Raw genomic sequence first — 23,792 nt, forward strand, 5'->3', positions numbered from 1 at the left:
TGCCCCTAGCAAAATAAGGGGTAACTAATGGCTCAATTTATCGATAGAAGATTAAACGGGAAAAAGAAAAGTACCGTTAATAGACAGCGCTTTATTCGCCGTCATCAAGAACAGATTAAACGCGCCGTTTCTGATGCCGTTAATCAACGTTCAGTTACAAATATAGAAGGCGGTGAAAGTATCTCTATTCCTAAGGGAGATATATCTGAGCCTGTTTTTCATCAGGGCCAGGGAGGAATAAGAGAACGGATCCTTCCAGGTAATGACCAATTCATTAGAGGCGATAAAATTGAACGCCCACAAGGTGGCAGTGGCGGCGGAGCTGGTGACGGTGATGCTAGTGCAGATGGAGAAGGCGAAGATGAATTTAGTTTCCAAATCTCCAAAGATGAATATCTGGATATCCTATTTGAAGAACTTGAACTGCCTAATTTAGAAAAGAATCAAGTTCAAAAAATCACCGAATGGGAAACCCATCGAGCAGGTTTTCAAACCGCAGGTATTCCATCTAACATTGATATTGTTCGCTCACTACAGCAATCTCTTGCTCGTAGAACCGCAATGACAGCGGGAAAGAAACGTCTACTTAATGAACTTGAAAAAGAATTAGAAGAAATAAAAAACAGTGAACCTGCCCAGCCTCTTTCTGTTCGTAAAATGAAGAAAGAAATAGAAGAGCTAAGAGAAAAAATTAAACACGTCCCGTATATTGATTCTTTTGACTTACGTTATAAAAATTACGAACGTACCCCTATTCCATCAAGTCAGGCAGTCATGTTCTGTTTAATGGATGTCTCTGGTTCAATGGATCAAGCAACAAAAGATATCGCTAAACGTTTTTATGTACTGCTTTATCTTTTCCTTACCCGTACCTATGAGAATGTTGAAGTAGTTTTTATTCGACATCACACCCAAGCTAAAGAAGTAAACGAACACGACTTTTTCTACTCCCAAGAAACGGGAGGAACCATGGTTTCTAGTGCGTTAAGATTAATGAAAGAAGTGATTGCGGAACGATTCCCTGTCAATGAATGGAATATCTATGCCGCTCAAGCATCTGATGGAGATAACTGGGCTGATGACTCACCAAAATGTAAAGAGTTACTTACCTCATCGATTCTCCCTTATTGTCAGTATTACTCTTACATTGAAATAACCAAACGTCACCATCAAACCTTGTGGACTGAGTATGAAAAACTTACCCAAGGATTTGATAATTTTGCGATGAAAAACATTCGCTCAGTTGAAGATATTTATCCTATTTTCAGAGAGTTGTTTCAAAAACAACTGGCTTAGGAGGCACTATGAAAAGGAAAGCTATGCTACCTGATGGGCCAGATTGGACCTTTCAAATATTAGAGCAATATCATGTAGAGATAAAAAAGGTCGCACAACACTACCGCCTTGATACTTACCCTAATCAGATTGAGATAATCACGGCTGAACAAATGATGGATGCCTACTCTAGCGTAGGTATGCCAATCAACTATCATCATTGGTCTTTTGGTAAAAAATTTATCCAAACAGAACAAAATTATAAACACGGCCAAATGGGCTTAGCGTATGAAATTGTTATTAACTCATCGCCGTGTATTGCCTATCTAATGGAAGAAAACACCATAACAATGCAAGCCTTGGTAATGGCTCATGCGTGTTATGGACATAACTCTTTTTTTAAAGGAAATTACCTTTTCCAAACATGGACAGACGCCAGCTCTATTGTTGATTACTTACTGTTTGCTCAACAATACCTAACTCAGTGTGAAGAAAAGTACGGTGCAGATGAGGTAGAAAAAATCCTCGACTCTTGCCATGCATTAATGAATTACGGTGTTGATCGCTATAAACGTCCTGAGAAAATTTCTATCGCAGAAGAGAAAATCCGTCAAGAAGACAGAGAGTCTTACCTTCAATCTCAAGTCAATGATCTATGGCGAACCGTACCAAAATCAAAAGAAGAAAACAGCGAAGAAAAAATACGATTCCCTTCTGAGCCTCAAGAAAATATTCTTTATTTTATTGAAAAACACGCTCCATTACTTGAGTCATGGCAACGAGAAGTCGTCAGAATCATAAGAAAAATCAGCCAGTATTTTTACCCTCAAAAACAAACCCAAGTAATGAATGAAGGATGGGCAACCTTCTGGCACTACACTATTTTGAACCATTTATATGATGACGGACTCGTCTCTGAAAAATTCATTTTAGAATTCTTACACAGCCATACAAATGTCGTAGCGCAACCGGCTTACAATAGTCCTTATTACAGTGGCATTAATCCATACGCGTTAGGCTTTGCTATGTTCCAAGACATCCGCCGAATTTGCGAAGAACCGACAGATGAAGATAAAGAATGGTTTCCTGAATTAGCGGGGAGTGACTGGCTTGATGCTGTCCATTTTGCAATGCATAACTTCAAAGATGAAAGCTTTATTAGTCAGTATTTATCGCCAAAGCTTATTCGTGAATTTAAATTATTTTCAATTCTAGATAACGATAAAAATAAGCATATTGAAGTCAACGCGATTCACGATGAAACAGGCTATCGAGAAATAAGAGAAAAGTTAGCGGCTCAATATAATCTAAGTAATTTAGAACCTAATATTCAAGTATGGAATGTGGATGTGAGAGGAGACCGATCTTTAACACTCCGACACATCCCTCACAATAGAATTCCATTAGATAAGAGTCATGCTGAAGTAATGAAACATTTACACCGTTTATGGGGATTTGATGTCGTACTTGAAGAAGTTATCTCATTTAATCGCGCAGAGATTATTTCTTCTTGTCCAAAGCGTAATTATTACAATACCAGTATTTAATACTTACCCTAACTATTACATATACAAAAAAGCCTTGAAGTATCACTACTTCAAGGCTTTTCATCTTAACCGCGCTTTATTATAAAGACGTTATTCGATATTAAATTGAAGCTAGCGCCGCATTCAATGTCGCGCTTGGGCGCATCTCTTTTGCAGCAAGTTCTGCGACGGGTTGGAAATAACCACCTACATTACCAGCAACACCTTGTGCCGCATTTAGCTCATCAACAATCTTAGTTTCATTAGACGTTAATGTTTCAGCTACAGAACCAAAGTAAGCTTGAAGATCTGCATCTTTCGTTTGTGTAGCAAGTTCTTGCGCCCAATACATTGCCAGGTAGAAATGGCTACCACGGTTATCTAATTCACCAACACGACGTGATGGTGATTTGTTCGTTTCAAGGAACTTAGACGTTGCCGCATCAAGCGTATCAGCAAGAATCTGTGCTTTTGTATTACCTGTCGTGACACTTAAATGCTCAAACGATGCTGCCAGTGCTAAAAACTCACCTAAAGAATCCCAACGTAAGTGGTTTTCTTTTTCAAACTGCTGAACATGTTTTGGGGCAGAACCACCTGCGCCAGTTTCAAACAAGCCACCACCATTCATAAGCGGTACAATAGACAACATTTTCGCGGACGTACCAAGCTCTAAAATTGGGAATAAATCCGTTAAGTAATCACGTAACACATTACCTGTTACAGAAATCGTATCTTCGCCTTTGATAATACGCGCTAACGTATAATCAGTCGCTTCTACTGGCGATAGAATTTGAATATCAAGACCTGTGGTATCATGATCGGCAAGATAAGTGTTCACCTTCTTAATCAGTTCGGCATCATGAGCACGATTAGCATCAAGCCAGAAAATAGCTGGAGTTCCCGTTGCACGAGCACGATTTACTGCCAATTTAACCCAATCTTGAATTGGTGCATCTTTTGCCTGACACATACGCCAGATATCGCCTTCACCTACCGAGTGTTCAATCAGTGCAGTACCAGTACCATCAATCACTCGAACAGTACCCGCTTCAGGAAGAATAAATGTCTTATCGTGAGAACCATATTCTTCTGCTTTTTGAGCCATTAGGCCTACGTTTGGTACTGACCCCATTGTTGTCGGGTCAAATGCACCATTCGCTTTACAGAATTCAATAACAGCTTGATAAACACCCGCATAACAACGATCAGGAATCATTGCTTTAGTGTCTTTTAACTGACCATCTGGACCCCACATACGACCCGAAGTACGTAATGCAGCAGGCATAGATGCATCAATAATTACATCACTTGGCACGTGAAGGTTAGTAATACCACGGTCTGAATCAACCATAGCAAGCTCAGGTTGATATTCGTAAACCGCTGCTAGATCCCCTTCAATCGCTGCTTTTTCAGCATCTGGTAGTAAGGCTATTTTAGTGTAAACATCGCCTACGCCATTGTTAGCATCAACACCCAGTTTTTCAAAAGTTGCTGCGTGTTTTGCAAATACATCTTTATAGAAAACCTTAACGGCATGACCAAAAATAACAGGATCTGATACTTTCATCATGGTTGCTTTCATGTGTAAAGAAAGTAATACGTCTTCTTCTTTCGCTTTTTTGATTTCAGTTTCGAAGAATTCAACTAATGCTTTTTTACTCAGGCAAGAACCATCAATGATCTCTTTATCTTTTAGCGATAAGCCTTCTTTAAGAACGGTAACATCGCCATTTTCAGAAACAAACTCAATAGTAACGTTTGTTGCGCCATCAATCGTTACTGATTTTTCGCTTGAGTAAAAGTCACCGTCACTCATGCTTGCAACGTGTGATTTAGAATCTGAAGCCCATGCCCCCATTGAATGTGGATTATTACGAGCATATTGCTTAACGGCACCTGGCGCACGACGGTCAGAGTTGCCTTCGCGAAGAACAGGGTTTACCGCAGAACCTTTAATTTTATCGTAAACGGCTTTAACTGCTTTTTCTTCGTCTGTTTTCGCTTCTTCAGGGTAATTAGGAAGAGCATAGCCCTTCGCTTGAAGCTCTTTGATTACAGCATGAAGCTGAGGAATTGACGCACTGATGTTTGGAAGTTTAATGATATTGGCTTCTGGCGTTTTTGCTAATTCGCCAAGCTCTGCTAATGCATCACTAATACGTTGTTCTTCGGTTAAATACTCAGAAAAATTAGCAATTACACGACCAGCAAGTGAGATGTCGCGTGTATCAACGTCAATATCCGATGACGCTGCAAATGCTTGAATAATTGGAAGAAGTGAATGTGTCGCCAGTGCTGGCGCTTCATCAGTGATGGTATAGATAATCTTAGATTTTTGCGTTGTCATTTAATTTCCCTATTTAATCCACAAAACCCACAACAAAACGTATAATGAATTTTGTAATTTACCGACTTTATTTTTATTAGTCTCTTGTTTCACGCGCGTACTATAGCGAAAAGCGGCGAACTTTAAAACTAAACACCACAAAAGCTTTACAATTTTGCAAGGTAGTTAACATGACATTCAAGCGTTCTCCAAATTGGAAAAAACCGGCCTTTAAGAAAAAAAACACCCAAAAGCCACGCCCTGCGCCAAAAGATCGTAAAGTCCTTATCTTTAATAAACCTTTTGATGTACTGAGTCAATTTACCGATGACCAACATCGTCAGACTCTCGCAGATTTTATTTCAGTAAAAGACGTTTATGCCGCTGGTCGCCTCGATCGCGACAGTGAAGGTTTATTAATTCTAACTAATGATGGTGTGCTTCAAGCTCGCTTAACACAACCAGAATCTAAGTCCCCAAAAACATACTGGGTACAAGTAGAAGGTGCACCAACAGAAGACGATTTAGAAAAACTTCGTCAAGGTATTGAGTTAAAAGATGGTATGACTCTCCCTGCTAAAGTTGAAATTATCGACACTCCTGATTTATGGGAGCGTAATCCTCCCGTTAGATTTCGTGCTGCCATTCCAACAACATGGATAGCACTTACCATTATTGAAGGACGTAACCGCCAAGTTCGTCGCATGACTGCACATATTGGGTTTCCGACATTACGTTTAATCCGCTATTCAATGGGAGAGTGGACTATTAAGGATGTCCCTCATGGTGAATGGAAAGAAGTCTCACTTTAGAGCAACAGATTCAAATGTAAAAAATAAGTTAAAAACAACTGTCCGTTTGAGGTTTTTTAACTTAACATAAAGAAAACACGAGAAGAATAAAGGAATAAATATGAACATAATCATCAAGGTAGCAGGGATTGCTAGCGTATTATTTTTAAGTGCTTGTGCTCCTGCAGATAGAGAAGACATTAACTCTGTTGAATTAACAAATGAGCACTATGATAATCAAGAAAAACAGCAACAAAACTGCATGTTGACAGGTGAAATTGGTTGCGCAAACTAGGCATACTGTAATATAAAAAAGGGCTAATAGTATTAATACTATTAGCCCTTTTTTATTTCTAATACCAATTACACGCAATCGTTATTACGATTATTCATCACCCATAAAACTCATGTCTGGTAATGACTCTAAATTTTCTTTATAACGCTTTTGGTTAAATTCAGCGCCATTCTTCATCACATCAAACACTTCAACAGCCAAAGCGCACGCCATCATTTCAATCGCATCTTCACGAGGATTACCCGTCATAACTAGACGCATTAGCGTCTCTTTTACTGTGATTGGGCTACCGTCTTCAATTTGATTCTTTACGGTTTCGATCAGTGTTTCTTCCGTCATGAAATCGTCTTGTTGGTCTGTCATCTTACTTCTCACTTAATAATTTCGCCTACTATGCCATAAATGAAAAAAAGAGTGTTCATAATTATTTCGTGTTAAACATTTTCTTTCCGCTTTTATCTTGATCTGACCAGAAATTAATGTTGAATTGAGCATCATCACTTAATTCGACTCTATGCCAGTATTGAGGAGGGCTTGTTGCAAATTGTCCTGCATTAATAACGACTTTAACTTCAGGCTCAGTAGCCTCTGAATCTGCAAAACCATAATAAGTCACCACACCTTCCATAACGCATATCTGACCAAATACTTCAGCAGCCGTATTATGGTGAGAAAGCAATGCATCAGGGACGTTGTCTTTAGTGAAAAACGGGGTAGAACGTTGGATTGTCCAATTTTGTGGGATACGTAAATGACTCATAATAATTCTCCAAATAATTTTTGTTTTCTAACGTAATTTGTAATTCAGTTATCTATTATTACCAATAATTCTCCGAACTAAACTGCCCTATTTTTCTACGCAGATGTTTATTGAACCCTAGTTCTTGTAACGCCTTTGATGTGTCTTTAACCATGTTTGGATTGCCACAAATGTATAAGAAACTATGCGTTGTACTAAGCTGACATTTGGCGTTGTGTTCAAGCTCTCCATTGAGCAACAAAGACGGGATTCGTCCACATAAAGTTCCGGTGACATGTTCTCTAGAAATAATTGGGACATAATGGAACCTCTTCTCATATCGATTAAGTAATGATTGAATACGTTCTTGATAAATTAATTCAGACTCTGTTCTCACGGCGTGAACAAGTACAATATTTTTAAATCGTGCACCTAATGAAGGCGTTTCTAATATTGAAATAAATGGCCCAATCGCCGTTCCTGTTGATAATAGCCATAAATCATCCACATTTTGAGGGACTTCATCCGTAGTCATAAAACCTGCCGCCTCATTACCAACAAAAATTTCATCACCCGAGTTAAGCGATTGAAGACGAGGAGATAACTCTCCACTGTCATCAGCGATGATCAGAAACTCCATCTGTTGGTGTCCTTCAGCCTGCTTTGGGTTATTCACAATGGAATACGCCCTTCTAACCCAACCACCATTTTCATCAGGTAATGCTAACTTGGTAAATTGCCCAGCTTGATACGCTTCAATTGGTGCTTCCACAAATAAAACCTTGAGTGAAGAAGTAAAAAATGGGCACTTTAGAGCGGACTTGTACCATCGTCTCAGTGTGTTTCCTATTTTTGTGCCACCACTGAGAGACAGAGATAATGACATCACTTTACTTACTGGTTATTTTGCTGAAAAAAACCGCATTAAATTAGGCGGTTCAAGTATACGTATTACCCCTGAAGCCATCGAGTTACTTAATGCTTACTCATGGCCGGGAAATATTCGAGAATTAGAACACGTCATCAGCAGAGCTGCAGTACTTTCTAGAGCGCAAAGAAATGATTCTGATTTGATACTCACCCCTGTGCATTTCTCGATAAAAAAAGACACGAACACTGAAAGCAAACTGATTGAACAAAAAGACAGCATCAGCCTTGAAAAAACAACAGATTTACGTTCTGCTACTGATGAATTTCAAGCTACTTTAATAAAAAAAACATACCTAGAGCAGCAACAAAATTGGGCAGCAACAGCACGAGTCTTACAGCTTGATACGGGAAATTTACATCGTTTAGCGAAACGCTTAAATTTAAAGGACTAAATCAACATAAATAACCCTAACTTCACAGATATAATTATGTGATTTTAGTCTCGGATCTGTCCCCAGCATATTCTTTCTGTTAGAATCTGCCTCAAGTTTTATTAGTGGTGTTAAAGAATGTCAGACAACAGCCAAAAGAAAGTCATCGTCGGTATGTCCGGTGGTGTAGATTCTTCAGTATCAGCCTACCTACTTCAGCAACAAGGATACCAAGTTGAAGGTCTTTTCATGAAAAACTGGGAAGAAGATGACAACGAGGAATATTGTACCGCTGCCGAAGATTTAGCCGATGCACAAGCCGTGTGTGACAAATTAGGGATTCACCTTCACACCATTAACTTTGCTGCTGAATATTGGGACAACGTTTTTGAATATTTCCTAGAAGAATACAAAGCGGGCCGTACGCCAAACCCAGATATTCTTTGTAATAAAGAAATCAAATTTAAAGCTTTCTTAGAATTTGCAGATGAAGTACTAGATGCAGATTTCATCGCTATGGGTCACTACGTTCGTCGTACTTTCCCAACAGCCGAAGAAATTGCCAATGGTGCTAAGCCAGAAATGCTTCGTGGTTTGGATTCAAATAAAGATCAAAGCTACTTCCTATACACATTAAGCTCAGATCAAGTATCTCGTAGCTTATTCCCTGTTGGTGAGCTTGAAAAACCTGAAGTACGCCGCATTGCTGAAGAGCAAGATTTGATCACAGCGAAGAAAAAAGATTCTACTGGTATCTGCTTTATCGGTGAGCGTAAATTCACTGAATTTTTAGGCAAATACTTACCAGCACAACCAGGTAATATTGAAACACCTGACGGTAAGGTCATTGGACAACACCAAGGGTTGATGTACCACACGCTTGGCCAACGTAAAGGTCTACATATCGGCGGTTCTAAAGGCGGCGGTGGCAATGAAGACCCATGGTTCGTTGGTGAGAAAGATTTAAAACGTAACGTGTTAATTGCTGTTCAAGGCAAAGATCACCCATTACTGAAATCTCAAGGTTTATTAGCGTCTCAACTTGATTGGGTTGATCGCACGCCGATTAAAGCACCATTAAGCTGCACAGTAAAAACACGTTACCGTCAAACGGATATCCCTTGTACTATCATCCCTATCGATGATGAAAACATTAAAGTGATCTTTGATGAAGCACAAATTGCGGTAACTCCAGGTCAATCTGCAGTTTTCTACTTAGGTGAAGTTTGCCTAGGTGGCGGTATTATTGAAGAGCGTATTTAAGGAGCCCAAACGTGGCGAACACTTTATTTGACAGAACCATTGCATTTGCTGGCATTTGCCAAGCGGCAAGCTTAGTACAAAAAATGGCGAAAGATGGACACTGTGATCAAGCTGCGTTTGATACTGCGATTCAATCTATTTTAGAAACCAATCCAAATAATACCGTTGCGGTATACGGCAATGAAGCTAATTTGCGTATTGGTTTGGAATGTCTAGTTCGAGATTTTGATAACACTCCTGCGGGCAGTGAATTAACTCGCTACTTAATCAGTTTAATGGCATTAGAACGTAAGCTTGCTGGTCATAGAGATGGCATGAGTAAGCTTGGTGAACGTATTGGTACTATTGAACGTCAACTTGAACATTTTGACATTCATGACGAACAAATGCTTAGTAACATCGCCAGCATTTACTTAGATGTGATCAGCCCTATGGGCCCTCGCATTCAAGTTACTGGTACACCATCAATCTTACAGCAACCAATGACACAGCATAAAGTGCGCTCTCTGTTACTTTCAGGTATTCGTTCTGCTGTGTTATGGCGACAAACAGGTGGCAAACGTCGCCACTTAATTTTTGGCCGTAAGAAAATGGTTGAGCAAGCAAAAATTATTTTAGCTCGAATTTAAAAAATTAAAGCCTACTTGAGTTTCAGGTAGGCTTTTTCCTTTAACCTTTTATACATATCTAGGAGATTCACATGGAATTGTCAGCATTAACTGCTGTTTCACCTGTAGACGGTCGCTACGGAAGTAAAACAATTTCTCTACGCAGCATCTTTAGTGAGTACGGCTTACTGAAGTACCGCACTGTTGTTGAAGTTCGTTGGCTTCAAAAATTAGCAGCTACGCAATCGATTGCGGAAGTGGCTACATTAAGCGCAGAAGCGAATCAATTCTTAGATAACATCGCAGCTAACTTCAGTGAAGAAGACGCTATGCGTATTAAAGACATTGAACGCACTACAAACCACGATGTAAAAGCAGTTGAATATTTCTTAAAAGAAAAAGTAGCTGATTTTCCTGAGCTTCACGCTATCAATGAATTCATTCACTTTGCATGTACTTCAGAAGACATCAACAACACATCTCACGCTCTTATGCTTAAAGAAGCTCGTGATACTGTGATTCTTCCTGAGATCCGTAACGTTATTGATGCAATTAAAGCATTGGCTAACGAATATCGTGACATTCCTCTTCTGTCTCGTACACACGGTCAGCCAGCTTCTCCATCGACTATGGGCAAAGAAATGGCTAACGTTGCGTACCGTATGGAACGTCAATACAAGCAAATCGAAAATGTTGAAATCCTAGCAAAAATCAATGGTGCTGTTGGTAACTATAACGCTCACCTTTCTGCTTACCCAGACGTTGATTGGCACGCATTTAGCGAAGAGTTCATCACTGAATCTCTAGGCGTTAACTGGAACCCGTACACAACTCAAATTGAACCGCATGACTACATTGCTGAGCTATTTGATGCGATTGCACGTTTCAATACCATCCTTCTTGATTTTGACCGTGACGTTTGGGGCTACATTGCTCTTGGTCACTTCAAACAAAAAACGATTGCTGGCGAAATCGGCTCTTCAACTATGCCGCATAAAGTTAACCCAATCGATTTTGAAAACTCAGAAGGTAACCTAGGTCTTGCTAACGCTATCTTTAGCCACCTAGCTCAAAAACTGCCTGTATCTCGCTGGCAGCGTGATCTAACTGACTCAACGGTTCTTCGTAACCTAGGTGTTGGTTGTGGCTACGCTATCATTGCATATACGTCGACTCTAAAAGGCATTAGCAAATTAGAGATCAACCGTGCTGCACTTGAAGCAGAGCTAGATAAAAACTGGGAAGTTCTTGCAGAACCTGTACAAACAGTAATGCGTCGTTACGGCATCGAAAAGCCATACGAAAAACTAAAAGAACTGACTCGTGGTAAGCGTATTGACGGCGAAGGCATGCGTGCATTCATCGACGGTTTAGAAATCCCTGAAGATGAGAAAGTTCGTCTAAAAGAGATGACACCAGCAAACTACATCGGCCAAGCTATCGAGCTAACTGACAAGCTGTAATTTTACAGTGAAGTATTATTAAGGCTGACATAGTGTCAGCCTTTTTTTATGTCTTTCATATCAAAACTAGAAACCACTAAACTTCTTTCTATATTGATTTGGCGTCAGGTGTTTATAATCCTTAAATAAGCGATTAAAATTAGTTTGATTTCTATACCCCACCTGCTCTGCCACAATTCCAATAGGTAAACGACTGTGAGTCAGTAAATTAGCCGCATGATTTAATCTGAATTTTTTCAAATATTGACTAAAACTTTCACCAAAATGTGATTGGAATAGTCGATGGACAGTACTTTCACTTGCACAAAGGTGATTGGCAACATTCAGTAATGTAATTGTATTTTGGTAGTTATCATCAATATACTTACAAACAAGGTCAATTTTCTCTTTTCCTTCTTTATCTATCGCTTCTTGTTTTGAAAATAATTGAAGTTGCTTAGTCTCTTTATCTGAACATAGACAACCTAATATCTGCATTAAATATCCAAGATCATCAAAGACCGAACCTTTAAATAACTTCCCTATTAATTGATAAACATCTTCTGCTGTGGATTTTGAAAAACACAGTCCATTACTAGAGCGTTTTAATAATTCAGCCATTCTCCTTAATTCTGTACAACTAAATATCATGTTTTCAACCCAATCTTTTGGTAGCCAAATGATATGAGACTCACACTGACGTTCATTATTTTCATCTAATAATTCAATAGCATGTGGCATCTTAGGGGGAATTAACCATAACGTATTATTTTCTATTTCTCCTTCAAAATGACCGACCATACCTTGAGCATTATTTTTTCGAAACAAAACAAGTTCATATTCATGATGAAAGTGCCAATGATAGCTTTTTTCAACACCATCAATCTTTTTATAACGCCAAGATGAACCAAGTCGGATAGGAACTCTTTCAAGATTCGCTTTCATCAATGAATCTCCGCTGCTAAATAATGTTACAACCTGCCTAAATAGTACTATTTATTGATAATTTAAATAGCCATTGATGGAAAAGTATTACTAATAGATAAGTTAATGCTCTTTTTATCATTTCCTCTTCTTATTATAAAAATACACAACGAAGAGGATTATGTTATGAATAGAATAAGAGCAATAATCAAACAAGCAATTGAGAGTAATCGTAAAGAATGGGTCGCATTAATTACTTATGGATATGGTGTTCGCTATGATTCTACATGGCGATATTTTGGTTACCAATCTAAATACACATACACAATGGATCTTCAGCAAAATTTGCAACAGTTACCAACAATCTCAAATACCCATTAATAAAAAAGCGCCAACATAAATATAATTATGGTGGCGCTTAACTATACAAAGCAATAATAAATTACATCACACACGCTTGCATTTCTTTTGCACTTTCAACGCCCTTCTCTATCAAGCTTTGTGCTTCTTGATTTGAAATCGTCGACATTACTTTGTTCATTAGTTTTTCAGCATTTGATTCTGATGATGCTTCAACTAAACAGCTATAAGCATTGGCAATGTGCTCTTGAATTTCGACTAATGCTTTAGGATTACTGTAATCCGCATTTAGCGCTTCATCGATTGACTCTGCAAACTCAGTTGCTGAATCAGCAGCATCACCGAATTGTTCAATATTTAGTACATCCAGATCTACTGATCTCTAATTTAGATTGAGCCATATCAACAGCCTTATTTGCTGCATCTTGTGCTTTATCAATCGCTTCACTTGCGTCATCACACCCAACTAAAGCAACGCTAAACAACAAAGGCACCAATAATTTTTTGTTCATTCTTTGTCTCACTATAAATTTACGAATATAAACAATGCCAATCAAAATAATACTTACTAGCATTGGTACAAAGCAGATTAACAGAAAATAACTTAATCAAGAGATTTATCATATACCTTAAAGATTATAAATAAATATAAATTACCCTTTATGAACTCAATCTGAACATTTTATAATTTTTATCCTAAAACCGCTCTATTTACCCTAATGAATATTTATTTTTAGTCGATAAGTAATTCTATAAAACTATTTTTATCATTAGGGGCATTATGTTTAAATCAATCAAAACACGTATCGCGATTAGCGCAGGGCTTGCCATATTTATTACATTAAGTACGGCTATGTTTTTTACAACCGTTTCTTATGATGAGGTAAATAAAGAAATCACAAAGCATGTTTCTGACCAACTTGTTGAAAATATTGATTACAAATTACTGTCTATTGCTAACCAACAAAGTGCCGAACTGAATGGCCTTTTCTCTCCTGTTATTAGTAATTTAAAACAACTTCAATCATTACTAGAATTATCAAATCAACACCAATCTAATGCTAGCCTTCTTATCGAACAATTTATAGCTTCGTTAAAAATTCAAAATAAAAGCGTTTTTGCTGGCTACATGGTTTGGGAAAAAGAAAATTTTATCAAAGACAATTCCGAATTGACCCAAAAAGCGGTAAATAAAAACGGTATTTTATCTCCATTCTTTTCACCAATTGACTCTAGCTTTGAAGCCTTAGGGATGGATAGCTTTAACAATACCGCTTTAAACAATAATGGTGAGCGTATTGATGAATGGCATTTAGCGCCGTTTGAATCGGGTAAAAGCTTTGTAATGGAACCTTATTATTACAATGTAAGAGGCAACGAAGAGTTAATTACTACGATTAGCTTACCATTACGACACAACAATGAAATTGTTGGCTCTGTTGGGTTTGATTGGTCAATTAAAAGTTTCCAGAAAATCAGTAAAAAAGCGGCTCAAGGAATAGACATTCCTCAAGCGGTCGTTTCTATTTCTTCATGGAACGGTACTTTATTATCTTTTAGTCAAGATGGGGAGCTTGTTGGTACAAAAGTAAAAAAAGAATTTGCTCAAAATTGGAGCGAGATTCAACAAGACGCGATAACAAAAAAGACATTTTTAAAAGATATTGGTCCATATAAAACGGCTATTTCCACAATAAATACAGGTTCGAAACCTTGGATCGTTATCGTTTCTATTCCTTCAGAAACATTGCAGAAAGAAATTACTGACTTTAATTCACTAAGCACTCAGCTAAGTGATGACGCACTTTCTAATGGTTTATTAAGTGGTTTAGTTTCATCGATTATCGGTATTTTCATCATCTTTATTTTAGCGAAACAAATTGGTGCTTCTTTAACTAACCTAACGTCTCGTTTTGAAAATATCGCTCAAGGTGATGGTGATTTAACTCAGCGTATTGATGTCACATCTAAAGATGAAATTGGTCAATTGGCTTTCTGGTTTAATACTTTTATCGAGAAAGTTCAAGGCACCCTTCATAATGCAAAAGATACGGCAGAGTTGGTCTCTCAATCATCAATGAATACCATGGCTGAAACTGAGAAATCACAAATTAAGCTACAAAATCAAGTGAGTGAAGTCACTCAATTAGCGACCGCTATTAATGAAATGAGTGCAACAGCTCAAGAGGTTGCCTCGTCTGCATTACAAGCAGCAACAGCTGCAAGTCAAATTCAAGTAAGCAGTGAAGAAGGTCAAAAAATAATGAACAATGCTGCAGCTTCTGTTGAAGAGCTGGCGCAATTCATTAATGAGGCTCAAGAGCAAGTAGTAAACCTAGCTGCATCAAGCAATGACATTCAAAAAATTCTAACTGAAATTGGTGGTATTGCAGAACAAACAAACTTATTGGCATTAAACGCTGCTATTGAAGCCGCTCGCGCTGGTGAGCAAGGGCGTGGGTTTGCAGTTGTTGCTGATGAAGTGCGTAACCTAGCAAGTCGTACACAAAGCTCAACTCAAGAAATTAATAACATGCTTGTGATACTACAACAAAATACTCAAAGTATTGTAACAGTGATGGATAATAGCCAAAAGCAGGCATTATCAACTAAAGAAGAGACTGTGATTGCACAAGATAATCTAAAAGAGATTAGCTCTGCTATTTTGGTTACTAATGATATGAATAATCAAATAGCTTCCGCTGCAGAAGAGCAAAGCTCGGTTTCAGAAGAGATTAATCGTAATGTAACCAGCATAAATGAAGCCGCTAACGAGGTTCTTTCAGATATGCATACGTCATTAAAAGATACAGAAGCACTCACTAAAGAGAGTCATTCATTAACTCAGAAACTGAGTGAATTTAAGACTCAATAACCTAAAGTAGCGCAAGACACACAATAAACTTAAGCCATGCATTTTCTTATTGCATGGCTTTTTTACTTATAAATACTATGATGAACTTTATGAACAAAACCCCCTTTATGTTCTAAATACTCATTATTTCCCCCTATCTAGTCAAACCCACCCCGAAGAAATAATATTTACGCCACAACCAAGAAAAGCAGTATATCTCTGAAAGATAACAGCTCATAGAAGCTGCATCCCCTACTCTCAAGTTTCATATCGCAACGACAGAGAAATTTGGACACATAAGGAAATGTTACTCATGCTTACTTCATTTAAAAAACAGATCACAGCGTCAATGATTGCAGCCTCTTTTGCTATGTCAGGATCTGCGTTCGCCGCCGAACTTGAAAAATCCATTTTATTATTCCAGGTGGTGGCGACGGTAAAGCTATTGCTCATTTAATTGAAACTGCAGAGCGCCAACCAGATACATTAATGGTCAACTCAACGCCTATCGTGATCCGATCGTTAAGTGGTGTTGTATGGCATTGGTTTAATATGGCTCGGTTTTGTTCTAGCTACAAGCCTATTTTTACTGGCAGGGTTCTATCTTTTAGGCGAACGTCGTAAACCCATTTTATTTGGCGCCTCGTTTCCTTTCGTTACTGGATTCTGGCTACTTCTTACCAAAGGTTTGGATATCTATCTAGAACCTGGTTATCTTTTTCTTGCTTGGTAAACCCTAGGACTTAATTATGTTAGATGGAATTTTAGCAGGCTTATCAACAGCGATTATGCCAACCAACTTGATGATGGTGATGATCGGCTGTTTTGTAGGTACATTCATCGGTATGTTGCCGGGTCTTGGCCCTATTTCTGTCATTGCCTTAATGCTCCCGATGAGCTACGGACTTGATCCAGCATCAGGTATGATCTTAATGGCGAGTGTTTATTATGGCGCCGTTTTTGGTGGGTCTACCTCATCAATATTGATCAATGCACCAGGCTGTTCTTCAACTGTGGTTACTGCCTTTGATGGTTATCCAATGGCACAAAAAGGTCAAGCTGGAAAAGCTCTGGCTCTTGCTGCTTACTCTTCTTTCACTGGCGGTACACTGTCAGCCATCATGCTAGGCGCCCTTATTGCTTACGGTATTCAGCCAGGTCCAAGATTGTTTGTCGATCACCCTGATATTGTCTGGTCGGTTATTATCTCAATGTACTTTGGTAATATCGTTCTGGTTATCCTAAATTTACCCTTGATTCCATACATCTCAAAATTGCTTGCGATACCAAGAACCGTATTGATGCCAATGGTTTTATTCTTCTCAATCACAGGGGTTTATTTAGTCTCTTTTAATACAATTGATGTTTTCATCATGATCTTAATTGCGATGGTCGCTATTGCGCTTCGGCTAGCTAACTTCCCCCTCGCCCCCTTATTATTTGGCTTTATCTTGGGTGGAATGATGGAAGAGAACTTACGTCGAGCATTAATGATCAGTGATGGTGAGTTAAGTTTCTTATGGGAGCGTCCAATTACCTTTACCTTTACTGCAATCGCAGCCATCGTACTAATCCTTCCAATGGTACTGACATTCGTTAATAAAATTATCCGACCTAAGTTCGCGGTAAAATCGTAATCAATTAATTTAATCGTCTACACATAGGCGCCAATACTAAGGATAGTATTGGTGTCTATTTCCTCTGCTGCCATTTCTTTTTTTCATGCTACAATCCCCTTCTATTCATATATCTGAGATTTCACATGCCATTTTCCAAACTTGGGTTAAGCGATCCAATTTTAAAAGCCATCGACGAACTGGGTTATAAAGCCCCAACTCCAATTCAAGAAAAAGCCATTCCCGTTGCGCTTACTGGAAAAAACCTAATTGCAGCCGCGCAAACAGGTACAGGTAAAACAGCCAGTTTTGTATTACCAATTTTAGAAATCCTCAGCGAAGATCCAACTAAGGTTCGTGCTAAACGTATTCGTGCATTAATTTTAACGCCGACACGTGAGCTAGCGATCCAAGTTGAAGATAATATTCAAAAATACAGTAAGCATATCGATATTAGTTCACTGGCTATGTACGGTGGCGTTGATTATAAAAATCAAAAAGAACGTCTGATTGAAGGGGTTGATGTATTAGTTGCCACTCCTGGCCGTCTTCTTGATATGTACACACAACGCGCAATTCATTTCGATGAAATTGAGATTTTAGTTCTTGATGAAGCTGATCGTATGCTCGATATGGGCTTTATTGAAGACATCAATAAAATCATCGAACGTTTACCTCTTGATCGCCAAAACATGTTGTTCTCTGCAACACTGTCTGATCAAGTCCGTTTTTTAGCGAAAACGGCTGTAAACAACCCAATTGAAATTACGATTTCGCCAAAAACGACATCTGCACCACAAATTGATCAATGGCTAACGACCGTTGATAAAGACAGAAAATCAGCACTACTTAGCCACTTAATTTCAGAAAATCAGTGGGACCAAGCTCTGATCTTTATTGAGACAAAACATGGTGCAGCAAAATTAGTTAGCCAACTAGAAAAGCGTGGCATTAAAGCTGAAGCATTTCACAGTGGCCGCAGCCAAGATGCACGAGCAAAAGTATTAAATGACTTTAAAGAAGGCAAATTGCAATATTTAGTGGCAACTGGCATTGCTGCTCGTGGTATTGATATTGACGAGCTAACACGTGTTGTTAACTATGATTTACCTTTCCCTGCAGATGATTATGTTCACCGTATCGGTCGTACTGGTCGTGCTGGTGCAAAAGGTGAGGCTATTTCATTTGTTTCTAAAGACGATTTTAAAAACTTATGCATGATTGAAAAACGTCTTGGTCACTTAATTATTCGTAAAGAAATTGAAGGCTTTGCACCACGCAAAGAAGTGCCAATTTCTATTTTGAACTTTAAGCCTACCAGAAAGCCTGCTCCAAAATTTTAATCGCAGCTTTTAGTTATACCAATCACAGTAAGTAAGTAAGTAAGTGGTCAGAAATAGCGCAGGAAAAATGCTTGAGAACAAAGCGCAATTATTTACTACGATTGGTATTAGACCACCAAATTAAAAACGCCCATACTTACTATTAAGTATGGGCATTTTTGTGTCTATATGTTGATTAAGAAGATTTATAACAGATGTTTTAATACATGTTCTGCTCTTTCATACCCTAAATCAATCATCTCTGCAGTGCGTTCAAATTCAAACGTTCCGCATGCATCTCTTGCAATTTCAACAGTAATGTCAGGCGGATAAGCCGCAAGCTTTTGCCTTGCAATGGTACTTTGCATCGCATCAAATGCTTGATTTGCAATATCGTACATACCTAAATCAATTCTCGAAGTTTTTGCCGTCAAGGAACCAAAATAATCACTGATCTTTCGATGAAAAGACGTTTCCTCTTCTGATTCACTGTCTGATATATCAACGTTAACTTCTTTAAAATCATCGAGTTTATGCGTGAGTTCACCAGCAAGGTTTACCGCTAAGGTAATATCTGAATGGTCTCCAAACGTAGGGGCAATAGGGACAGGGTTTAATACCCCACCGTCAATTAATGTTTTACCATTAAATTCTATCGGCATTAAATATAAAGGTAACGAAATAGATGCTCTAATCGCTTGTAATAATGAACCTTTCTGTAACCAGACTTCTTTTTCATTACTGATATCTGCGGCAACAGCTGTATAAGGAATAACAAGATCTTCAATTTTCAAATCACCTAGAATATGCCCCAGACGATTCATGACTTTCTCACCTTTAATTAGCCCACCTTTACCCCAGTTAAAATCCATTAAAGAGACAATGTCTAATTTTGTTATGGTTCGCATCCACGCTTCAAATTCATCGAGTTTTCCGGCTGCATACACACCACCAATAACAGTACCAATCGAGCAGCCAGATACAGAGACAATCTCAAAATCATGCTCTTCTAACCAACGAATAACACCAATATGAGCAAGCCCCCTTGCTCCACCACTGCCTAAAACCAGTGATACTGTTTTTTTACTCACAGCCATTCTCCCTGCCAAATAATACCAACCCGCGCGACTATTATTCTGCTTTAATATCCATAAATTGTGCGTTTAATACTTGTTGTAAATCTTTTGGTGCAAGCCCTATATCCAAACCTCTTTTACCACCACTGACATATATGGTTTTATGTAATTCAGCACTGATATCAATTACCGTTTTTAAGCGCTTCTTTTGTCCAATTGGACTTACTCCGCCCATCACATACCCTGTCGTTTTTTGCACTAGAGTAGGATCCGCCATTTTCGCTTTTTTTCCACCGGCAGCTTTAGCAATTAATTTCATACTTAAATGATCCGCTACAGGAATAATACCGACAACCAACTCTTTTTCATCAACTTGAACTACTAAGGTTTTAAATACCTCTTCATGAGGTAAATTTAATTTCTCTGCGGCTTCTAATCCATACGCTTGAGCTTTAGGATCATGATGATACTCAAGCACCTGATGTTCTATTTTTGCTTTCTTTAATAATTTCGTTGCTGGTGTCATAGTGCATTACCTTTATAAACAATCCTACTTTTCACAATACTATGTTTTAAAATAGGTTCGCTCTGGTCGCCCAACATTGCCATAAGACAAGTCTGCACTCAATTCTCCAGAGCTAATCAAATATTCTAAATAACGACGAGCTGTGGTTCGACTTGCGCCAATTAACTCACCAGCTTAATCTACCGTTAGTTGTTTTTCATTAATAAACAATTGACGAACTTTTTCTAACGTCACGCCATCAATACCTTTTGGTAACCTTGATATGGTAGCTGTTCCAGTGGAATTCAACATCGCATCAACCATGGATTGATCAATATCAACTCGATTTATTAATTGTTGCTTTTAACTTAAATACTTATTTATTGATTCTTCTAATCGACTAAAGATCACAGGCTTTAATAAATAATCTATCACACCACCGCGCATCGCTTCTTGTAGCGTATTCACATCTCTATCGGCGGTAATTAAAATGACATCGGGTGACGATTCTTTCTGACGTAACTCTCGTAATATATCAAGACCATTTCCATCAGGAAGATAAATATCCAACAAGACTAAATCAGGGCTTAACACATCAAATAAGATCATTGCCTCTTCCTTTACTGGCAGCAATGCCAATCACCTCTACCGCGTTAATTTTATCTAAATTACGTCGGTGTATTTCTGCAATTCCTATGTCGTCCTCGACAATCACAATACTGATTTGACTGCTCACACAATATCCTTTTGTTTATTTTTTAGGTCGCTTTATTCCTATTTAACTAGGTATTAGTGCAACTCTTTTGGTAAGTAAATGGTCATCAACGTACCTTTACCTTGTTTACTTCTAACGGTAAATTCACCAATAAACATATCACAAGTCGTTAACCTATTCTTAAACCTTGTTCATACTCTTTGATCACAGCTGATAACGATTCTTGTCAAATAAAGACTATTTTTAGGGAATTGATTCTGTATCCCCCCATTTATGTGGTATAAAACAAGCGCTTCTTTTCTGATGTTTTAACTCTTTCCTAAAGGTTCCCGTTATTATGAAAAGCGATATTGAGATCTGCCAAACTGCGACACTTACAAGAATGAAAACGATTGCGTCAAGCTTAGGGCTGCATGATGGTGACATTACCCCACAAGGTCGTTACAAGGCAAAGGTCAATATCGATGCTTTAAAACACCTTGAAAACAAACCAAATGGTAAATTAATCCTTGTTAGTGCAATTACCCCGACCCCTCTTGGTGAAGGAAAAACAGTAACAACTATTGGTTTAGCACAAGGTCTTGCTAAATTAGGAAAATCAGTTAGCGCATGCATTCGTCAACCGTCAATGGGGCCTGTATTTGGGGTAAAAGGCGGAGCTGCTGGTGGTGGTTACAGTCAAGTAGCACCAATGGAAGAGTTAAACCTTCACTTAACTGGTGACATTCACGCGATTACTGCTGCACACAACCTAGCTTCTGCTGCTATTGATGCTCGTATCTATCACGAACAACGTTTAGGTTATGAAGAATTCGCTCAAAAGAATGATTTACCCGCTTTACGAATTGACCCATCTCAAGTGGTGTGGAAGCGTGTAATGGACCATAACGATCGTGCACTTCGTATGGTCACTATTGGCAAAAATGAAGACGGAAAAACGATTAACGGCTACCAACGTGAGGATGGCTTTGATATTACCGCCGCTTCTGAGCTCATGGCGATTCTAGCCTTAGCGGCCGATCTTCAAGATTTACGTCAACGTATTGGGCGAATTGTGGTTGCTTATAACTTTGATGGAGACCCCGTAACAACTGAAGACCTGCAAGTTGCTGGTGCAATGACTGTCACGATGAAGTTTGCAATTAATCCGACTCTGATGCAAACATTAGAAGGCGTACCTACCTTTGTTCACTCAGGTCCTTTTGCTAACATCGCTCACGGTAACTCGTCGATTATTGCCGATAACATCGCATTAAAATTAACAAATTATACAGTGACCGAAGGTGGTTTTGGCTCAGATATGGGCCTAGAGAAAGCCTGTAATATTAAAGCTCCTTTATCAGGAAAAGCGCCTGATTGTGCCGTACTTGTTGCGACGTTACGCGGTATTAAAGCAAACTCTGGATTATTCCCACTATCTCCAGGACAAGCTTTACCAAAGGCTCTATTCATACCAAACCAAGACGCACTAAATGCTGGATTGACTAACCTACAATGGCACATTGCTAATTGTGCTAAATACGGTTTACCTGTTGTTGTTGCTATCAATCGATTCCCAGAAGACACCCAAGAAGAATTAAGTTTCTTAAAAGATTGGGTTTCAACATTATCGAATCACATGAATGTTGACGTTGCGATCAGTGAAGCCTTTGTTAAAGGTGGTGAAGGTGCATTAGAGCTAGCTAAAAAAGTCGTCTTAGCTTGTGAAAAGAACACAACATTTACCCCTTTATATACCCCAGAAATGAGCTTATTTGATAAATTAACCGCGGTTGCCATTCAAGGATACGGTGCAGAACGTATTGAATTATCTGAAAAAGCACAGCAACAATTGGAGCAGTTTGAAAAACTAGGTTACCAATCATTGTCTGTATGTATGGCAAAAACACCAGCATCTATCTCTACTGACGGTAATATCAAAGGTGCACCAACCGACTTTATCGTGCCAATACGCGAATTAAAATTGTGTGCAGGAGCTGGCTTTATTTATGCACTATGTGGCAACGTAATGACGATGCCTGGTTTACCAGAAAAACCTGCATTTATGAATTTAGACATTGATACAGATGGAAACATAACAGGACTAAGCTAAGATCACATAACTTAATATAGATCATATTCTATGTGCTACATTTACTGTTAATCTAGCTTCAACTTTTTATACAAATTTACTTATAATTTTTGAGGTTATCCTGATGGATATGACTAATGCTCAACGCTTGATTCTTTCAAATCAGTACTACTTAATGTCACAAATGGATCCTGCAAATGCAGAAAAATATAAACGCCAACAACTGATTGTTGAACGTGGTTATGAACTGCAAATTCGTGAATTAGATAAAGACTTTGGTTGTATAACAGAAACAGAATGTCGTGAAATCATCGACTTCATGGAGATGTATCACGCAATGCAAGAGTCTTACAATATGTTAGTGCCTGAATGCCAAGCAAAAGTTGATGCCCGTCGTCTTCAATTTTTAGGCTTTGATATTGCAACAGAAGCACAGCAAGTGAATTACGTTCGCTTCTTAACAAATTCTGAAGGTTTATACTCTCAGTTTGATAAAGCAGACCATCACTTCAACAGCCAGATGCCTATGACTGATAAATATCGTCGTATGCTAACAACATGGCGCAACTGTCCACGCCAATATCACTTATGCTCAACTGAAATGGCGCAAATCTTTAACGCTTAATTTCTATATAAATCAGAGTAAGCATAAATAATCTATTTAAAATCCTCGCACTCTGTCGGGGATTTTTTATGCCTACAATTCAAGTGTTTCATGTCTATCTAAAAGAAAAAATCCCCACTGACGGATCAGTGAGGATTTTGATTTTCTAACCTGAT

The 23,792-nt window shown here is 38.5% G+C and carries 20 protein-coding genes and 5 pseudogenes; 16 read left to right on the forward strand and 9 right to left on the reverse strand.

What is annotated here, in order from left to right; all coding sequences use genetic code 11:
• The first annotated feature begins 27 nt into the window (after nucleotides 1-27).
• Complete coding sequence (locus BTO22_RS08765) at nucleotides 28-1,296, forward strand: YeaH/YhbH family protein (protein ID WP_105055150.1); 1,269 nt, start codon at nucleotides 28-30, stop codon at nucleotides 1,294-1,296.
• An 8-nt stretch (nucleotides 1,297-1,304) separates the two neighbouring features.
• A complete protein-coding gene (locus BTO22_RS08770; protein WP_105055151.1) occupies nucleotides 1,305-2,822 on the forward strand; it encodes a SpoVR family protein in 1,518 nt (505 codons plus the stop codon).
• Between the two features lie 100 nt (nucleotides 2,823-2,922).
• Here BTO22_RS08770 and BTO22_RS08775 read toward each other — a convergent pair whose 3' ends face one another.
• Nucleotides 2,923-5,151, reverse strand: a complete 2,229-nt coding sequence (locus BTO22_RS08775) for an NADP-dependent isocitrate dehydrogenase (RefSeq protein ID WP_105055152.1) — start codon at nucleotides 5,149-5,151, stop codon at nucleotides 2,923-2,925.
• 170 nt (nucleotides 5,152-5,321) lie between these two features.
• Between BTO22_RS08775 and BTO22_RS08780 the strand changes: the two genes are divergently transcribed.
• Complete coding sequence (locus BTO22_RS08780) at nucleotides 5,322-5,942, forward strand: pseudouridine synthase (protein ID WP_105055153.1); 621 nt, start codon at nucleotides 5,322-5,324, stop codon at nucleotides 5,940-5,942.
• A gap of 100 nt (nucleotides 5,943-6,042) precedes the next feature.
• Nucleotides 6,043-6,216, forward strand: coding sequence for a hypothetical protein (locus BTO22_RS08785; protein ID WP_105055154.1), 174 nt, complete (start codon nucleotides 6,043-6,045; stop codon nucleotides 6,214-6,216).
• 90 nt (nucleotides 6,217-6,306) lie between these two features.
• Here BTO22_RS08785 and BTO22_RS08790 read toward each other — a convergent pair whose 3' ends face one another.
• The 3 genes from BTO22_RS08790 to BTO22_RS08800 form a co-directional block, all read right to left on the reverse strand.
• The gene (locus tag BTO22_RS08790) at nucleotides 6,307-6,579 is read right to left on the reverse strand and encodes a hypothetical protein (RefSeq protein ID WP_105055155.1); all 273 of its coding nucleotides are present in this window, start codon (nucleotides 6,577-6,579) and stop codon (nucleotides 6,307-6,309) included.
• Between the two features lie 61 nt (nucleotides 6,580-6,640).
• Nucleotides 6,641-6,976, reverse strand: coding sequence for a DUF1971 domain-containing protein (locus BTO22_RS08795; protein WP_105055156.1), 336 nt, complete (start codon nucleotides 6,974-6,976; stop codon nucleotides 6,641-6,643).
• Between the two features lie 58 nt (nucleotides 6,977-7,034).
• Nucleotides 7,035-7,793: a ferredoxin--NADP reductase gene (locus BTO22_RS08800; RefSeq protein ID WP_374954014.1), complete on the reverse strand. Its 759-nt coding sequence runs from the start codon at nucleotides 7,791-7,793 to the stop codon at nucleotides 7,035-7,037.
• On the opposite strand from BTO22_RS08800, the pseudogene BTO22_RS08805 reads away from it, so the two are divergent.
• The 4 genes and pseudogenes from BTO22_RS08805 to purB form a co-directional block, all read left to right on the forward strand.
• Nucleotides 7,720-8,277 (forward strand): annotated as a pseudogene (locus BTO22_RS08805) (sigma 54-interacting transcriptional regulator); the annotation flags it as partial. The gene BTO22_RS08800 and the pseudogene BTO22_RS08805 sit on opposite strands and share 74 nt — an antisense overlap.
• A gap of 117 nt (nucleotides 8,278-8,394) precedes the next feature.
• On the forward strand, nucleotides 8,395-9,519 hold the full coding sequence (gene mnmA, locus BTO22_RS08810) for a tRNA 2-thiouridine(34) synthase MnmA (protein WP_061002951.1): 1,125 nt from the start codon (nucleotides 8,395-8,397) through the stop codon (nucleotides 9,517-9,519).
• An 11-nt stretch (nucleotides 9,520-9,530) separates the two neighbouring features.
• On the forward strand, nucleotides 9,531-10,148 hold the full coding sequence (gene hflD / locus BTO22_RS08815; RefSeq protein ID WP_060991496.1) for a high frequency lysogenization protein HflD: 618 nt from the start codon (nucleotides 9,531-9,533) through the stop codon (nucleotides 10,146-10,148).
• 71 nt (nucleotides 10,149-10,219) lie between these two features.
• Nucleotides 10,220-11,590, forward strand: coding sequence for an adenylosuccinate lyase (purB, locus tag BTO22_RS08820; RefSeq protein WP_105055159.1), 1,371 nt, complete (start codon nucleotides 10,220-10,222; stop codon nucleotides 11,588-11,590).
• Nucleotides 11,591-11,656: 66 nt separating this feature from the next.
• Here purB and BTO22_RS08825 read toward each other — a convergent pair whose 3' ends face one another.
• Entirely contained in the window at nucleotides 11,657-12,514 is an 858-nt protein-coding gene (locus BTO22_RS08825; protein WP_105055160.1) for an AraC family transcriptional regulator, read from the reverse strand.
• 165 nt (nucleotides 12,515-12,679) lie between these two features.
• Between BTO22_RS08825 and BTO22_RS08830 the strand changes: the two genes are divergently transcribed.
• Nucleotides 12,680-12,874: a hypothetical protein gene (locus BTO22_RS08830; protein WP_181044582.1), complete on the forward strand. Its 195-nt coding sequence runs from the start codon at nucleotides 12,680-12,682 to the stop codon at nucleotides 12,872-12,874.
• A 61-nt stretch (nucleotides 12,875-12,935) separates the two neighbouring features.
• Here BTO22_RS08830 and BTO22_RS08835 read toward each other — a convergent pair.
• Nucleotides 12,936-13,365 (reverse strand): annotated as a pseudogene (locus BTO22_RS08835) (hypothetical protein).
• Nucleotides 13,366-13,634: 269 nt separating this feature from the next.
• On the opposite strand from BTO22_RS08835, the gene BTO22_RS08840 reads away from it, so the two are divergent.
• The 5 genes and pseudogenes from BTO22_RS08840 to BTO22_RS08860 all read left to right on the forward strand — a co-directional run bounded on the left by BTO22_RS08840 (nucleotide 13,635) and on the right by BTO22_RS08860 (nucleotide 18,666).
• Nucleotides 13,635-15,728: a methyl-accepting chemotaxis protein gene (locus tag BTO22_RS08840; RefSeq protein ID WP_105055162.1), complete on the forward strand. Its 2,094-nt coding sequence runs from the start codon at nucleotides 13,635-13,637 to the stop codon at nucleotides 15,726-15,728.
• A 292-nt stretch (nucleotides 15,729-16,020) separates the two neighbouring features.
• A pseudogene (locus BTO22_RS08845) lies at nucleotides 16,021-16,241 on the forward strand (tripartite tricarboxylate transporter substrate binding protein); the annotation flags it as partial.
• A pseudogene (locus tag BTO22_RS20070) lies at nucleotides 16,234-16,440 on the forward strand (tripartite tricarboxylate transporter TctB family protein); the annotation flags it as partial. The pseudogenes BTO22_RS08845 and BTO22_RS20070, both read left to right, overlap by 8 nt.
• A 16-nt stretch (nucleotides 16,441-16,456) precedes the next feature.
• Nucleotides 16,457-17,344 carry a tripartite tricarboxylate transporter permease gene (locus BTO22_RS08855; protein WP_105055163.1) on the forward strand — a complete coding sequence of 296 codons (888 nt, stop codon included), beginning with the start codon at nucleotides 16,457-16,459 and terminating at the stop codon, nucleotides 17,342-17,344.
• A gap of 125 nt (nucleotides 17,345-17,469) precedes the next feature.
• Complete coding sequence (locus tag BTO22_RS08860; RefSeq protein WP_105055164.1) at nucleotides 17,470-18,666, forward strand: DEAD/DEAH box helicase; 1,197 nt, start codon at nucleotides 17,470-17,472, stop codon at nucleotides 18,664-18,666.
• 185 nt (nucleotides 18,667-18,851) lie between these two features.
• On the opposite strand, the gene BTO22_RS08865 is transcribed toward BTO22_RS08860, so the two are convergent.
• From BTO22_RS08865 to BTO22_RS08875, 3 genes and pseudogenes are all read right to left on the reverse strand, one after another.
• Complete coding sequence (locus tag BTO22_RS08865; RefSeq protein WP_181044583.1) at nucleotides 18,852-19,742, reverse strand: patatin-like phospholipase family protein; 891 nt, start codon at nucleotides 19,740-19,742, stop codon at nucleotides 18,852-18,854.
• A 34-nt stretch (nucleotides 19,743-19,776) separates the two neighbouring features.
• Nucleotides 19,777-20,247, reverse strand: coding sequence for a Cys-tRNA(Pro) deacylase (ybaK, locus tag BTO22_RS08870; protein WP_105055165.1), 471 nt, complete (start codon nucleotides 20,245-20,247; stop codon nucleotides 19,777-19,779).
• 39 nt (nucleotides 20,248-20,286) lie between these two features.
• Nucleotides 20,287-20,962, reverse strand: a pseudogene (locus BTO22_RS08875) (response regulator).
• A 316-nt stretch (nucleotides 20,963-21,278) separates the two neighbouring features.
• Between BTO22_RS08875 and BTO22_RS08880 the strand changes: the two are divergent.
• Together BTO22_RS08880 and BTO22_RS08885 are read left to right on the forward strand one after the other, a co-directional pair.
• Nucleotides 21,279-23,033, forward strand: a complete 1,755-nt coding sequence (locus BTO22_RS08880) for a formate--tetrahydrofolate ligase (protein ID WP_105055166.1) — start codon at nucleotides 21,279-21,281, stop codon at nucleotides 23,031-23,033.
• A 103-nt stretch (nucleotides 23,034-23,136) separates the two neighbouring features.
• The gene (locus tag BTO22_RS08885) at nucleotides 23,137-23,637 is read left to right on the forward strand and encodes a YfbU family protein (protein WP_105055167.1); all 501 of its coding nucleotides are present in this window, start codon (nucleotides 23,137-23,139) and stop codon (nucleotides 23,635-23,637) included.
• The last annotated feature ends 155 nt before the right edge of the window (nucleotides 23,638-23,792 follow it).

This window comes from Aliivibrio sifiae, assembly GCF_002954705.1.
Classification (GTDB): domain Bacteria; phylum Pseudomonadota; class Gammaproteobacteria; order Enterobacterales; family Vibrionaceae; genus Aliivibrio; species Aliivibrio sifiae_A.